This window comes from Micromonospora sp. DT44 (assembly GCF_049841635.1).
Taxonomy (GTDB): domain Bacteria; phylum Actinomycetota; class Actinomycetes; order Mycobacteriales; family Micromonosporaceae; genus Micromonospora.
The window spans coordinates 20,166-34,199 of record NZ_JBNCKS010000013.1 but is presented as its reverse complement, the minus strand read 5'-3'; the positions used below and the strand labels follow the sequence as shown (position 1 = coordinate 34,199).

Below are 14,034 nucleotides of genomic sequence, written 5' to 3'. Positions count from 1 at the left end.
CGGCGGCATGGCCCCCACCGGACTCCTCGACGACCTGCGCGCCGCCCTGGGCGAGAGCGCCGTGCTCACCGACCCGGACCTGCTGCGCGGGCACCAGCGCGACGAGGCCGACCTCTGCGCCGCCGGCGTACCCCTCGTGGTGACCCGTCCCCGGACCACCGAGCAGGTGGTCGCGGTGGTCCGGGCGGCGGCCCGCCACGGCGTACCGGTCGTGCCGCAGGGCGCGCGGACCGGGCTGGCCGGCGCGGCGAACGCCGTGGACGGCTCGGTGGTGCTCAGCACCGTCGCGATGGACGAGATCCGGGAAATCGACCCGGTGAGCCGCATCGCGGTCGTCCAGCCGGGCGTCGTCAACGCCGCGCTGGCGGGGGCGGTCGCGAAGCAGGGTCTCTGGTACCCGCCGGACCCCGGCTCCTGGGAGTCGTCCACGATCGGCGGCAACGTGGCCACCAACGCGGGCGGCATGTGCTGCGTGAAGTACGGCGTGACCACCGAGTACGTGCTGGGCCTGGAGGTGGTGCTCGCCTCCGGTGAGGTGCTGCGCACCGGCCGGCGTACCGCCAAGGGGGTGGCGGGCTACGACCTGACGCGGCTCTTCGTCGGCTCGGAGGGCACCCTCGGCGTGATCACCGAGGTGACCGTGGCGCTACGGCCCGCCCCGGCCGACTCGTTGACCCTGGTGGCGGTCTTCGGATCCACCGCGGCGGCGGGCACGGCGGTGGCCCAGATCGCCGCGCGGGGCCTCACACCCAGCCTGCTGGAGTTGCTGGACCAGACCCACCTGCGGGCGATCGAGGCGTACCGGCCGATGGGTCTGCGGACCGACGCGCAGGCCCTGCTGCTGGCCGCCGCCGACACCGGCGGTCGGGCGGGCGACGACCTGGCCGCCCTGGCGCAGGTGTGCGAGGCGGCGGGCGCCGAGGAGGTCTACGCGGCCACCGACGCCGTGGAGGCGGCGGCGTTGTTGCAGGCCCGCCGGCTGGCCCATCCGGCGATGGAGAAGTTCGCCGCCGACACCCACCCCGGGGGCAGCGGCGGCCTGGTGATCGACGACGTGGCGGTGCCGCGCGGTGCGCTCGCCGCGCTGCTCGACGGGGTGGCCCGGATCGCGGCGGAGTGCGAGGTGCCGATCGGCGTGGTGGGGCACGCCGGGGACGGCAACATGCATCCGAACATCGTCGTCGACCGGGCCGACCCGGAGAGCGTGGAGCGGGGTCGGCGGGCGTTCGACGAGATCATGCGCCTCGGCCTGGACCTGGGCGGCACCTGCACCGGTGAGCACGGCGTGGGCCTGCTCAAGCGGGAGTGGTTGGCGCGGGAGATCGGCCCGGTCGGCGTCCGGGTGCACCAGGCGATCAAGTCGGCGCTGGACCCGGCTGGTCTGCTCAACCCCGGCAAGGTGCTCTGACGGGGCTGGCGCTCAGCCCTTGACCTCGGCGGGCGTGGCCTGGGTGAGCAGCAACAGGATCTCGCCGGCCACCGGCGGGCGCTCCTCACCCGGGCAGTCCTGCGAGGAGATCAGCCCGGACGAGGTGAGCAGGCTCGACGTCAGCGCGTCGATGCAGGTGGTCCGGTACCGCCGGGCCTGGTCGGTCTCCTCGGCGAGCCGGGGGTCGGCGAGCAGCACCTGAAGCCGCTCGGTCTGCTCCGGCGCCAGCCGGCCCCGGGAGGTGACCCCGTCACCGGCGCAGTCGAGGCACTGCCAGGAGCCGTCCCGCTCGACGCTCAGCGTGCGCAGCGGAGCGTCCGCTCCGAGGCGTTGGAGCAGACTGACCTGCCCCTGGGCGACCGTCGTGGGGACCTCGGGGGTCGATTGGCCGGCCGGCGGAGGGGCGGCCGGCGTCTCGGCGTCGTCGCGGCCGAGCAGCGAGCACCCGGCCAGGGCACCGACGAGCACCACGGCGAGAATGGGGGCGAGCAGAAGAGGGCGCGCGCGGTACAGCACGCGCGGGAACCTACCCCACCGTAGGTAGCGTTCGAAACCACCATCCGGGCAGCTAACGATAGTTACCCTTCGGTAACGTTACATTCCGGTCATCTCGCCGTCGGTCGCAGCTCCGCCTGGTCGTCGCCACCCCGGTCCGCGGCGTACCCGCGGGCGTCCGGCACGCCGAGTCGGGCGGCGTCCGCCCCGGCGTCGTCCGGCATGAGCTGGGACTGGCGCTCCGCCTCGACCCGCGCGCGGTAGTGCTCGACCTCGGCCGCCCGGGTGGCCGCGTCCCACCCCAGCACCGAGCCCATCAACTCGGCCGCGTGCTCCGCCGACTCCAGGCCACGGTGACTGGTCTCGAACGAGATCCGGGTACGTCGTGTCAGCACGTCCTCCAGGTGCAGCGCCCCCTCGGCCCGCGCCGCGTAGGCGACCTCGGCCGCCAGGTACTCCGGAGCGCCGGCCAGCGGCGACGCGAGCAGCGGCTCGGCGTCGACAAGCGCCAGCAGGTCGAGGGTGAGGTTGCCGTACCGCTCCAGCAGGTGCTCCACCACACCCACCGGAACGCCGTGCCGCCGGGCCAGGTCGGCCCGGTCCCGCCACAGCGCCGCGTACCCGTCCGCGCCCAGCAGCGGCAGGTCGGCCGTCCGCGACGCCCGGCCACCCCCCAACCGGCGTACGGCCCGGTCGACCACGTCGGACGCCATCACCCGGTACGTCGTGTACTTGCCACCGGCCACCAGCAGCAGCCCGAGCATCGGCTCGAACACCGCGTGTTCCCGGGACAGCTTCGAGGTGGAGTCGGCCTCCCCGGCCAGCAGCGGGCGCAGCCCGGCGTAGACGCCCTCGATGTCGGCGGTGGTCAGCGGCCGGTCCAAGACGGTGTTGACCTGCTGCAACAGGTAGTCGATGTCGCGTGCCGAAGCGGCCGGGTGGGAGCGGTCCAGCCGCCAGTCAGTGTCCGTCGTACCGATGATCCAGTGCCCGCCCCACGGGATGACGAAGAGCACCGACGTCGCCGTACGCAGGATGAGCCCCGTCTCCCCGGTGATCGCCGAGCGGGGCACCACCAGGTGCACCCCCTTCGAGGCACGCACCCGGATGCCGGGCCGCAGGCCCACGTCGTTGAGCATCCGGGACATGTCGTCGCTCCACACGCCGGTGGCCGCGATGACGGTGCGGGCCCGCACCTCGAACTCCGCGTCCGGTGAGCCGGGCGGGGCCTCCAGGTCGCGGACCCGGACGCCGGTGACCTCCCGCGCCTGGCGGATCAACCCGACGGCACTGGCGCTGCTCACCACCGTGGCGCCGAGGCTGGCGGCGGTGCGGGCCAGGGTGACGACCAACCGGGCGTCGTCGACCTGGCCGTCGTAGTAGCGGATCGCGCCGGCCAGGGCGTCGGCACGCAGGCTCGGGAAGATCCGCCGAGCGCCCTCCCGGGTGAGGTGCCGGTGCAGTGGCATGCCCCGGCCGCCACCGAAGAGACCGGCGAAGGCGTCGTACGCGGCCACGCCCGCGCCGTAGTACGAACGGCGGAAGACGCGCGCGGGCAGGTCCCGCAGACCTCGGCCGGCGGGCAGCGGCACGAGGAACGGCACCGGACGGACCAGGTGCGGCGCGAGCCGGGTCGCCAGCAGACCGCGCTCGGTCAGCGCCTCGTGGACCAGGTGGAACTCCAACTGCTCCAGGTAACGCAGCCCGCCGTGGATCAGCTTGCTCGATCGGCTCGACGTGCCCGACGCGAGGTCGCGCGCCTCGACCAGGGCCACCTTCAGGCCCCGGGACGCCGCGTCCAGGGCGGCACCGGCACCGGTCACCCCACCCCCGATGACCAGGACGTCGAAGCGTTCGGCGCGGAGTCGGCGCAGGTCTGTCGCACGACGGATCGGCGAGAGCTGCCCGGCGACGGACCGGGAGACATTGGGATCACGCACTCATCCACCGTAACCGCGTCCGAGCCGGTCGACACGCGCCGCCAGCTCCGCCCCGCCCGCGTTCCACCTCGACGGGCCGCAGATCCCGGACAGTTTCCGTTGGCGGCCACCGGAATGTGTCCAGGATTTTCCGGGTGGCCTTAGGGTTCTCGGATGCATGGGCATCCTGGAGTCGGCGACCGCAGCTCCCCGTGGCCGGTGGTCGCGGCGGTGTTCGTCGGTTGCTGGAACGTCGCGGTCACGGTGGCCACCCAGACCGGTGGCTGGCTGACCGATCAGGTGCTGCTGGGCTTCGGACGGGACCGGGTGGTCTGGCTCTGGCCGGTGCTCGGCCTGGCCGCCGTCGTGCTGATCGGCACCCCCGCCCTGCTGCTGGCCGTCCTGCCCCGCTCGGCCGCCGTCCGGGCGACCGGACGGGTGTGGCTGCTCGGTGCGCTAACCCTCGGTGTGCTCACCCTGCTGCGGGTGGTGCCGCCCGTGCACCACGAGGCGTACCTCGCCGCGCTGGCCGCGACGGCGCTGCTCGGCGCGCTCGCCGTCAGGTGGTCGGGACGTCGGCGGACGTACCCCGGACCGGCTGGCCTGGTCGACGGCCCGGCACTCGGCGACGGCGGCGACGCCGCACGAACCGACCCCACCGCGACCGACGCCACCCCGACCGACGCTGCGCGGACCGACGCCGCCGGTGACGCGGAGCTGGCGGGGCGCGGCGCGCGCCGGCCGGGTGCCCTGCCGCTGCTGGCGGTCGCGGCCGGGTTGGCGCTGTTGCTGCCGTGGGCCTGGCTGGGCGCGCTCGGGGGCCTGCTGGAGACCGTCCTCGCGGTCCTGGCTGCCGCCTCGCTGGGCGTGCTGGCCGCCACGCTGCTGGACGCCACCTTCTGGTCCCGGTTCGCGGTCGGCCGGCCACCCCGACCGGCCCGCCTGGTGCTGGTCGGTGGCCTCGTCGCCGGGGTCGCGCTGCTGCTGCTCGCGGCCGGGACGGGCCAGTCCGGCGCGCAGTTGCCCGCCCTGCTGACGCTGCCACCGACCGGTTTCGTGCTCGCCGCGCTCTGGGCCGCGACCTGGCGGCCGGCCGCCGGGAGACCGGTCCCGGCCCCGCGTCCCAGCGTCGACACGACCGATCCGGTCCGCGCCGGCCGGGCCGCGACCGGCTGGCTGGTGGGTCTGGCCGCGCTCGGGCCGCTGGCGTTCACCGACCCGGAAGAGATCACCCTGCTGCTGGTCGGCGCCCGCGACGTGCCGTTCTGGGTTGCGGCCGCCGCTGGCGTCGGCCTCGCCGTCGCGGTCGTCCTCGCCATCGGGTACGCGGTGCTGCTGGCCCGCCCGGCGGCACGTACCCCGAGTCGCCGGGTGGCCGCGCTGGCGGCGACGGTCCTGCTGGTGACGGTGGGCGTGGTCGACGTCGGGCCCGGTCAGCCCGGCCTGTACGGCGAGCGGCTGCTGGTGGTGCTGCGCGAGCAGGCCGACCTGAGCGGCATCCCGGCCGGCGCCCCGGGACAGGCCGGGCGGGACGCCCGGGCAACGGAGGTCTACCGACGGCTCGTGGCGACCGCCGACCGTACGCAGGCCGACCTGCGCCGCACGGCGGGGCGGCTACGGCTCGACCCGGTGCCGTACTACCTGGTCAACGCCGTCGAGGTGGATGGTGGTCCGGCCGTGCGCGCCTGGCTCGCCCCTCGGCCCGAGGTGGCCCGGGTGCTGGTCAGCCAGCGCCTGCGGCCACTGCCCGCCCCGGCGGGGCAGAACCGGGGCACCGCGCCGGCACCGACCGGCCCGGAGTGGAACATCCGTCAGCTCGGCGCGGACCGGGTCTGGTCCCAACTCGGGGTGACCGGCGCGGGGATCGTGGTCGGCAGTTCCGATTCCGGCGTGGACGGCAGCCATCCGGCGCTGCGGCCCGGGTTCCGGGGTGGTGACGACTCCTGGTACGACCCGTCGGACGGCACCCGGGCACCGAACGACCAGGGCGGGCACGGCACCCACACGGTGGGCAGCGCGGTCGGGCGCAACGGCATCGGCGTGGCCCCGGACGCGCAGTGGGTGGGCTGCGTCGACCTGGACCGCAACCTGGGCAGCCCGGGGCACTACCTGGACTGCCTCCAGTTCATGCTGGCGCCGTTCCCCGCGGGGGGTGACCCGTTCACCGACGGCCGGCCGGAGCGCGCCCCGCAGGTGCTGACCAACTCGTGGGGCTGCCCCTCGATCGAGGGCTGCGACCGGGACGCGTTGCTGCCGGCCACCACGGCGCTGGACGCGGCCGGGATCTTCGTGGTCGTCGCTGCCGGGAACACCGGCCCGTGGTGCGCGTCGATCGACGACGCACCCGCGCCGTACGCGAACGTGCTGACCGTGGGCGCGGTGGACGCGCAACGACGCGTCGCGCAGTTCTCCTCGCGCGGGCCGGTGCCGGGCGGCGCGGGCAAGCCGGACGTGCTGGCCCCCGGGGTGCAGGTCGTCTCGGCCATGCCCGGCGGCGGGTACGCGGCGCTGGACGGCACGTCGATGGCGACCCCGCAGGTGGCGGGAGTGGTCGCGCTCATGTGGTCGGCGAACCCGGCGCTGATCGGCGACCTGCCCCGGACCCGGCAGATCCTGCGGGACACCGCCACGCCGGCAAAGCCGACCTACCGCTCACGAAATCCCAGTGACGCCTGCGGCACCCCGGCGAACGTCACCGGCGCCGGCCAGGTCGACGCGTACGCCGCCGTCCGCGCCGCCCGGGGGTGAGCAGGACGGAGGCCAGCGGGTGATCTAGGGTCGGCACCCATGGACGCCGAGATCACCGTCACCGAGCTGGCCCTCGATCTCGCGCCCACCGTGGCGCGGCTCTGCGCGCAGGCCCTCGACCTGCCCGAGGACGCCGCCGAGGCGGACGCCGTCGTGGACGTCCTCTGGCCCCGGGCCGCCGTCGACCGGACGGTGATCGGGCTGGGGGCGTACCGGGCCGGCGACCTGGTGGGGGTGCTGCTCTGCTCGGTGTCGCCGACGGAGCCGGGCATCGGGCACGTGGACCTGGTCGCCGTACTGCCGGGGCAGCGTCGTCGGGGCGTGGGCCGCGCGCTGCTCGCCCGGGCCGAGCGGGCGCTCGCCGAGCACGGCGTGACCGAGGTGCTGCTGGCCGGAAACCCGCCGTACTACGCCTGGCCGGGCATCGACGTGCGGTACACGCCAGCGGTGTGCGCGGCCCTCGCGCTCGGCTACCAGCAGGACCGGACCGCCTGGAACATGACGGCGGACCTGTCGTACGACGAGTCCCCGGCGCTGCGGTCGACGGAGGCCGCCGAGCGGCGGCTGGCCGGGCAGGGCGTCACGGTACGGCGGGCCGAGCCCGCGGACCTGCCGGCGCTGACCGCGTTCGCCCGGTCCACCTTCGGCGGCGCCTGGGACGGTGAGCTGGCCGGATCGGTGGGCCGCGAGGGGGCCGGCTGCCACCTGGCGGAGCGGGCCGGCGAGGTGCTGGGCTTCGCCGCCTACGGATCGTCCCGGCCGAGCTGGTTCGGGCCGATGGGCACGGCCCCGGCCGCCGAGGGCTCGGGCATCGGCGGGGTGCTGCTGCGACGCTGCCTGCGGGACCAGCGTGCGGCGGGACTGGACCGGGCGGAGATCGGCTGGGTGGGGCCGGTGCCGTTCTACTCGGGCAGCGCGGGTGCGCGGATCGAGCGGGTCTTCTTCCTGTACCGGCGACACCTTGGGGCGGAATAGCGGTCAAATGGGACATTTGACTCATTCGTCCGCGTCGGGCATCGACGCCCCCTACCGTTTCGGTAGAGGAGGCAGCCATGACCACGGATGACGACCAGACCGAGGACGGCCCGCCGATCACCTGGAAACCGGCCGACGAACTGCCCGGCCAACTGCCGTTCGACCGGTTGGACTATGGCGACGCCGAACAGCTCGCCGAGATGAGCACCGACGACCGACCGGCGACCGAGGAACCGCAGGAGATGGTGGACGCGCCGATCCGGTCGCTGCCGCCGTACGACCGGGCGCAGAAGCGCCGCAACCAGCGCCCGCTGCCCACCTGACGACGAACGGGGCGGACCGCGTCAGCGGCCCGCCCCGTTCGGTGTGTCGGAACTGGACTCAGAAGTCCATGTCCCCGCCACCCGGGCCAGCCGGGGCAGCCGGGTTCTTCTCCGGCTTGTCCGCGACGACGGCCTCGGTGGTGAGGAAGAGCGCCGCGATGGAAGCGGCGTTCTGCAGCGCCGAGCGCGTCACCTTGGCCGGGTCGATGATGCCCGCGGCCAGCAGGTCGACGTACTCGCCGTTGGCGGCGTTGAGGCCGTGACCCGCTTCGAGGTTACGGACCTTCTCCACCACGACGCCGCCCTCAAGGCCGGCGTTGACGGCGATCTGCCGCAGCGGGGCGTCCAGCGCGACCTTGACGATGTTCGCACCGGTCGCCTCGTCGCCGACCAGGTCGAGCTTGTCGAAGGCGGTCTTGCCGGCCTGGACCAGCGCGACGCCACCACCGGGGACGATGCCCTCCTCGACGGCGGCCTTCGCGTTGCGAACGGCGTCCTCGATGCGGTGCTTGCGCTCCTTGAGCTCGACCTCGGTGGCCGCGCCGACCTTGATCACCGCAACGCCACCGGCCAGCTTGGCCAGCCGCTCCTGCAGCTTCTCGCGGTCGTAGTCGGAGTCGCTCTTGTCGATCTCGGCCCGGATCTGGTTGACCCGGCCCTGGATCTGCTCGGCGTCACCGGCACCGTCGACGATGGTGGTCTCGTCCTTGGTGACGACGACCTTGCGGGCGTGGCCCAGCATGTCGACGCTGACGGCGTCGAGCTTGAGGCCGACCTCCTCGCTGATGACCTGGCCACCGGTGAGGATGGCGATGTCGGCGAGCATGGCCTTGCGGCGGTCACCGAAGCCCGGCGCCTTGACGGCGACCGACTTGAAGGTGCCCCGGACCTTGTTGACGACCAGGGTGGCCAGGGCCTCGCCCTCGATGTCCTCGGCGATGATCAGCAGCGGCTTGCCCGACTGCATGATCTTCTCGAGGATCGGGAGCAGGTCCTTGACCGACGAGATCTTGCTGTTGACGATCAGGAGGTAGGGGTCGTCGAAGACGGCCTCCATACGCTCCGGGTCGGTCATGAAGTAGGCCGAGATGTAGCCCTTGTCGAAGCGCATGCCCTCGGTGAGCTCCAGCTCCAGCCCGAAGGTGTTGCTCTCCTCGACGGTGATGACGCCTTCCTTGCCGACCTTGTCCATCGCCTCGGCGATGATCTCGCCGACGGTGCTGTCGCCAGCGGAGATGGAGGCGGTGGAGGCGATCTGCTCCTTGGTCTCGACGTCCTTGGCGAGCTTGGACAGCTCCTCCGAGACGCTCGCGACCGCGGCCTCGATGCCCCGCTTCAGGGCCATCGGGTTGGCGCCGGCGGCCACGTTGCGCAGGCCCTCGCGAACCAGGGCCTGGGCCAGGACGGTCGCCGTCGTCGTGCCGTCACCGGCAACGTCGTCGGTCTTCTTGGCGACCTCCTTGACCAGCTCAGCGCCGATCTTCTCGTACGGGTCCTCGAGCTCGATCTCCTTGGCGATGCTCACACCATCGTTGGTGATGGTGGGGGCACCCCACTTCTTCTCGAGCACGACGTTGCGGCCCTTGGGGCCGAGGGTCACCTTTACGGCGTCGGCGAGCTGGTTCATGCCCCGCTCGAGGCCGCGGCGAGCCTCTTCGTCGAAAGCGATCATCTTGGCCATACGGCGTTGTCCTCCTGGACACTCACGGGCCACCCGAGATGTGTGCCCCGGATGGGCCGCCTGGTGTGCGCACCTAGGGACGTCGCCACCTGGCGACGACGACGTCCTTCGGCCGGGCCGGATAGCCCGCGACGACCGGCCATGTGCTGCCCCGGTGTCTCCACACCGGCACAACCTGGCCCCACCGTCCCGACCGTTGGCACTCACGGTATGCGAGTGCCAATGACTTGTTTAGCACTCTCACCTGCCGAGTGCAAGCACGATGAGCCCGGTCAGTCGAGTTCCGCAGCCAGTGTGGCCCCGTTCACGGGCCCCTCATGAGCGCGTTGCTCGGCGTACGTGATCAGCAGACCGACCAACTGGGCGAGGTGGGCCGGCAGGGCCAGCACCGCCGTGACGGCGATGACCGCCACCACCCCGACCGCGGGGCCCGGGGACGCGAACGGATCCTCGCCGAACGCGGCGGTGCCGGCCGACTCCAGGATGCCGGGCACCACGGTTCCGATGATCACCGCTGCGCCCACCAGGGCCACCCGGCCGAGCAGCATTCCGAGCCGGTCGTGGAACATCCGGAACGACCGGCCGATCGGGTTGTCCCGCTCGAACAGGTAGACCGGGCCGGCCATGCTCAACGCGAACGCCAGGTAGATGCCCGGCAGCACGCAGAAGCAGGCTCCGATGCCGATGAGCAGGCTGACCAGCAGCGTCCAACCCCACACGCCGACGGCCCGGCGCAGCCCGTACCGCAGAGCGGCGTCGAGCCGGGCGGGCCGGCCGGCCGCCTGCTGGGTGATCACCCAACTGCCCGCGGCCCAGCCCAGCGCCTGCACCAGGCCGATCAGCAGACTGCCGCCGACCAGCACGACGACGAGGGTCAACAGGCTGGTGGCGAAGTTGTCCGGAAGCCCGGCCGACGGGTCGGTCTCGGCCTGCGCCTGCCAGGCGGGCGACGGGTCCAGACCGAACGAGACGACCGAGAGCACCGCCGCCGGCAGGACCTGGGTGAGCAGCATGATCGGCACCAACTGCCGCCAGCCCCGACGCAGCGCGCCCCAGAACCGGTCGAACCAGCCCCCGATACCGGCGCCGGGCGGAGTGACCAGGGCGTCGTTCGGGTCGAGGCCGTAACCCGGCGGGTACCAGCCGACCGGCGCCCCCGGATACCACGGCTGCCCGCCGTAGGGACCGGCCCCGGGCGGGTAGCCGGCGACGGGGGGAGCGGCCCAGCCCTGCGTCGGCGGGCCGGCCGGGACCCAGGCGCCGCGCGCGGGGTCCCAGACCGGCGGCGGCTCGGCAGGCGGCAGACCAGCGGTCGGCGGCCCGACAGGCGGCATCCCCGGGCCGGACACGGGCAGCGCACCCGGGATGGGTGACGCGCCGGAGCCTTCGGCGGACGGGACCGGCTCACCCGGCCCGGAGGGCGTGGCGGGTGGCGGCGACTGGTCGGTCATGAACCCTCCTCAGCATCGGCTGGAACGGTTCACGATCTTCCCGGGCCGGCGTTCGCGCCGCAGCCCCGACTCGCCACCCGATCGAGCGAACAACCGGCGAGCAGATCGGGATCGGGTCAGCCGATGACGCGGACGTGCTCCGCCTGCGGGCCCTTCTGGCCCTGGGCGATCTCGAACTCGACCCGCTGACCGTCGTCGAGCGCCTTGTAACCGTCCATCTCGATCGCGGAGAAGTGGACGAACACGTCCTGACCGCCGTCGACGGCGATGAAGCCGTACCCCTTCTCGGCGTTGAACCACTTCACGGAACCCTGTGCCACGGCGCACTTCCCTCACTCTGCACGGCGTTGCCTGCCCGGCCGTCCGGCACGGCCGGACACCCGCGAACCACCACCTCAGCGATCGACGACGACCGTTGAAAGAGGTGATCGAAATCGCACGCTACACGAGGAGTGACGGGAGCGCACGACCTCAAAACGGGCATAGTTCGTAGCGATCGGAGGGTCCGTCGGATTCACGACGATGGTTGCGTTTGGACCGGATGGAGGGGATCTGGCGGCACGGGTCACCGGTGCCCGTCGGCCCCTGTGGTAGGCATGCGGGAATGAGCACCGACACGGGCGCGACGCCCCTGCGGCAGGCACGGATCCACCGGGTACGACCGCAGGACGCCGCCCGGATGCGGGCGCTGCGCCTGGAGATGCTCGCCGACGCGCCGTTGGCCTTCCTGGAGACCCTGGCCGACGCCGCGGCCCGACCACACAACGAGTTCGCCGCCCGGGTGGCGTTCACGTCGACCGGTCCGTACACCGCGCAGTTCGTCGCGGATCCGGGCGGCCGGCTCGTCGGGCACGCCGGTGGAACGGCCACCCCGAACGAGCCGGGCCTCACCGTGATCTACGCCGTGTACGTCACGCCGGCCTGGCGGGGCAGCGGGCTGCTCGGCGAACTGATCGACGGGGTGGCCGCCTGGTCGCGGGACTGCGGCCGGCCGGAGCTGATGTTGGAGGTGGTGGTCGGCAACGACCGCGCCTACCGGGCCTACAGCGCCTCGGCTTCAAGGACACCGGCGTAAGGGTCCCCCACCCCACCATCCCCGCCCTGAAAGAACTCCAGATGCGCCGCCCCGCATAAGGAAAACCCTCCCCAAGGCAAGACCACAAAGATGCCCCAAAAACCGGCTCTTCAGGCGACAAGCGTGCCCACGAAAGGGTTCCGGGGCAGCCCGCCCCGCGCAGGGATCAAGCCTGACCGCCCGGAGCGGGGCGGGCTGCCCCGGAAACCCCAACCGCAACCAATCAGGCAGGACGCCGAGACTGCACGATCCGGAACCGGTTAGCCACGTAAGCCCCGTCGGTCAGCGCCGAGTTCGCCGCCGCGTTGGCGCCGCTGCCGTGGAAGTCGGAGAAGGCCGCCGACTGGTTCACGAAGACACCGCCGGTGAGGTTGCCGGACAGGTGCACCCCGACCTCGATCGCGACCGCCTCGGCGGCGTCCAGCACCGCCTCGTCGGTCGAGTAGACCCCGGCGGTCAGCGCGCCCTTCTCGCCGATGGTCCGGCGCATCAGCTCCAGACTGTGCGCGGTGGAGTCGGTCGCGATGGCGAAGGAGATCGGCCCGAACCACTCCCGGCCGTACGTCTGGGCGTCGTCCGCGGTCAGCTTCACGATCGTCGGGGTACGCACCACCGCGTCGGCGTACGACGGGTGCGCCACCGTCCGCGACTCCAGCACCGGCTCGCCGACCTTGGTGACCTCGGCCAGCCGCTCCAGCACCCCGTCGTTGACGATGGCGCCGGTCAGCTCGACACCCCGGGCCGGGTCGGCGGTGAGCTTGCCGATCGCCGCCGCGATCCCGCCGGCCACCTCGTCGAAGCTCTTGTGCCCCTGGTCGGTCTCGATGCCGCCGGCCGGGATGAGAATGTTCTGCGAGGTGGTGCACATCTGCCCGCTGTAGAGGGTCAGCGTGAAACCGAGGTTGCGGCACATGCCGGCGAAGTCGTCGGTGGAGTCGATGACGACCGTGTTCAGGCCGGCCTTCTCGGTGTAGACCGACGCCTGCCGGGCGTGCGTCTCCAGCCAGTCGCCGTACTCGGTGGAACCGGTGAAGTCGACGATCTTGACGGCCTGGTGCAGGGCCAGGTCGCTGGCGAGCTTCTCACCGGGGGCCTCGGCCGCCAGCAGAACCAGGTTCGGGTCGAAGCCGGCCTCGGCCAGCACCTCCCGGGCGTACTTCACGGTGATCGCCAGCGGCAGCACCGCGCATGGGTGCGGCTTCACGATCACCGGGTTACCGGTGACCAGCGACGCGAACAGTCCGGGGTACGAGTTCCAGGTCGGGAAGGTGTTGCAGCCGATCACCAGCGCCACGCCACGCGGGACCACGTGGAACGTCTTGATCATCCGCAGCGGGTCGCCCTTGCCGGCGGCCTTCTCCCAGCCGGCCGTGCCCGGGTGCCGGGTCATCTCGGCGTACGCGTACGCCAGCGCCTCGAGCGCCCGGTCCAGCGCGTGCGCGCCACCGGCCTGGAAGGCCATCACGAACGCCTGCCCACTGGTGAACTGCACCGCGTTGGCCAGCTCGAAGATGTGCTTGTGGAGCCGGTCGAGGATCTCCAGGCAGACGCCCACCCGGGCCTGCGGGCCGGCGTCGCGCCAGGCCGGCAGCGCGGCGGACGCGGCGGCGACCAACTCGTCGGTCCCGGCGTGCGGGTACCGCACCGCCAGGTCGACGCCGAACGGGCTCGTCTCGGTGGCGATCCGCCCGCCAGCGCCGGGCTGGTCGAGGGGAAAGTCAGCACCGAGGTACGCCTCGAAGGCGGCCTTGCCGTCGGCGGCGGCGGTCTCGCCGTACACGCGAGGGCTGGGGGACTCGGGATAGGCGGACCAGTAGCCCCGCTCCGTGATCGCGGTCAGCGCACGGTTGAGGGTGTCGGCGTGCCTGTCGTGCAGGGGATGCGGGGTCTCCGTCATGCCCGCCATCATGCCTGAGTCAGGTCCGCGAACAGTAGCGG

At 72.9% G+C, this 14,034-nt stretch carries 10 protein-coding genes and 1 pseudogene; 5 read left to right on the top strand and 6 right to left on the bottom strand.

The features are described from left to right. Positions 1 to 7 precede the first annotated feature (7 nt). Positions 8 to 1,408 (top strand): FAD-binding oxidoreductase, encoded by a 1,401-nt coding sequence (locus tag ACLQ25_RS10040; RefSeq protein ID WP_425730627.1) that lies wholly within the window; start codon positions 8 to 10, stop codon positions 1,406 to 1,408. Positions 1,409 to 1,420: 12 nt separating this feature from the next. Here the strand turns inward: ACLQ25_RS10040 and ACLQ25_RS10035 are convergent, their stop codons facing one another. Together ACLQ25_RS10035 and ACLQ25_RS10030 are read right to left on the bottom strand one after the other, a co-directional pair. Further along, the gene (locus ACLQ25_RS10035; RefSeq protein WP_425730626.1) at positions 1,421 to 1,945 is read right to left on the bottom strand and encodes a hypothetical protein; all 525 of its coding nucleotides are present in this window, start codon (positions 1,943 to 1,945) and stop codon (positions 1,421 to 1,423) included. 89 nt (positions 1,946 to 2,034) lie between these two features. Further along, positions 2,035 to 3,864, bottom strand: coding sequence for a glycerol-3-phosphate dehydrogenase/oxidase (locus tag ACLQ25_RS10030; protein ID WP_425730625.1), 1,830 nt, complete (start codon positions 3,862 to 3,864; stop codon positions 2,035 to 2,037). Between the two features lie 153 nt (positions 3,865 to 4,017). Here ACLQ25_RS10030 and ACLQ25_RS10025 point away from each other — a divergent pair, with 153 nt between their 5' ends. The 3 genes from ACLQ25_RS10025 to ACLQ25_RS10015 all read left to right on the top strand — a co-directional run bounded on the left by ACLQ25_RS10025 (position 4,018) and on the right by ACLQ25_RS10015 (position 7,889). Further along, complete coding sequence (locus tag ACLQ25_RS10025; protein WP_425730624.1) at positions 4,018 to 6,591, top strand: S8 family serine peptidase; 2,574 nt, start codon at positions 4,018 to 4,020, stop codon at positions 6,589 to 6,591. A 39-nt stretch (positions 6,592 to 6,630) separates the two neighbouring features. Next, positions 6,631 to 7,566 carry a GNAT family N-acetyltransferase gene (locus tag ACLQ25_RS10020; protein WP_425730623.1) on the top strand — a complete coding sequence of 312 codons (936 nt, stop codon included), beginning with the start codon at positions 6,631 to 6,633 and terminating at the stop codon, positions 7,564 to 7,566. Positions 7,567 to 7,643: 77 nt separating this feature from the next. Then, entirely contained in the window at positions 7,644 to 7,889 is a 246-nt protein-coding gene (locus ACLQ25_RS10015; protein WP_425730622.1) for a hypothetical protein, read from the top strand. Between the two features lie 58 nt (positions 7,890 to 7,947). Here ACLQ25_RS10015 and groL read toward each other — a convergent pair whose 3' ends face one another. The 3 genes from groL to ACLQ25_RS10000 form a co-directional block, all read right to left on the bottom strand. Next, the gene (groL, locus tag ACLQ25_RS10010) at positions 7,948 to 9,570 is read right to left on the bottom strand and encodes a chaperonin GroEL (RefSeq protein WP_425730621.1); all 1,623 of its coding nucleotides are present in this window, start codon (positions 9,568 to 9,570) and stop codon (positions 7,948 to 7,950) included. A gap of 272 nt (positions 9,571 to 9,842) precedes the next feature. After that, the gene (locus tag ACLQ25_RS10005) at positions 9,843 to 11,021 is read right to left on the bottom strand and encodes a hypothetical protein (protein ID WP_425730620.1); all 1,179 of its coding nucleotides are present in this window, start codon (positions 11,019 to 11,021) and stop codon (positions 9,843 to 9,845) included. Between the two features lie 116 nt (positions 11,022 to 11,137). After that, complete coding sequence (locus ACLQ25_RS10000; RefSeq protein ID WP_124815530.1) at positions 11,138 to 11,341, bottom strand: cold-shock protein; 204 nt, start codon at positions 11,339 to 11,341, stop codon at positions 11,138 to 11,140. Positions 11,342 to 11,625: 284 nt separating this feature from the next. Here ACLQ25_RS10000 and ACLQ25_RS09995 point away from each other — a divergent pair. Then, a pseudogene (locus ACLQ25_RS09995) lies at positions 11,626 to 12,155 on the top strand (GNAT family N-acetyltransferase). A gap of 164 nt (positions 12,156 to 12,319) precedes the next feature. On the opposite strand, the gene paaN reads toward ACLQ25_RS09995, so the two are convergent. Next, positions 12,320 to 13,993, bottom strand: a complete 1,674-nt coding sequence (gene paaN / locus ACLQ25_RS09990; RefSeq protein ID WP_425730619.1) for a phenylacetic acid degradation protein PaaN — start codon at positions 13,991 to 13,993, stop codon at positions 12,320 to 12,322. Between the last annotated feature and the right edge of the window lie 41 nt (positions 13,994 to 14,034).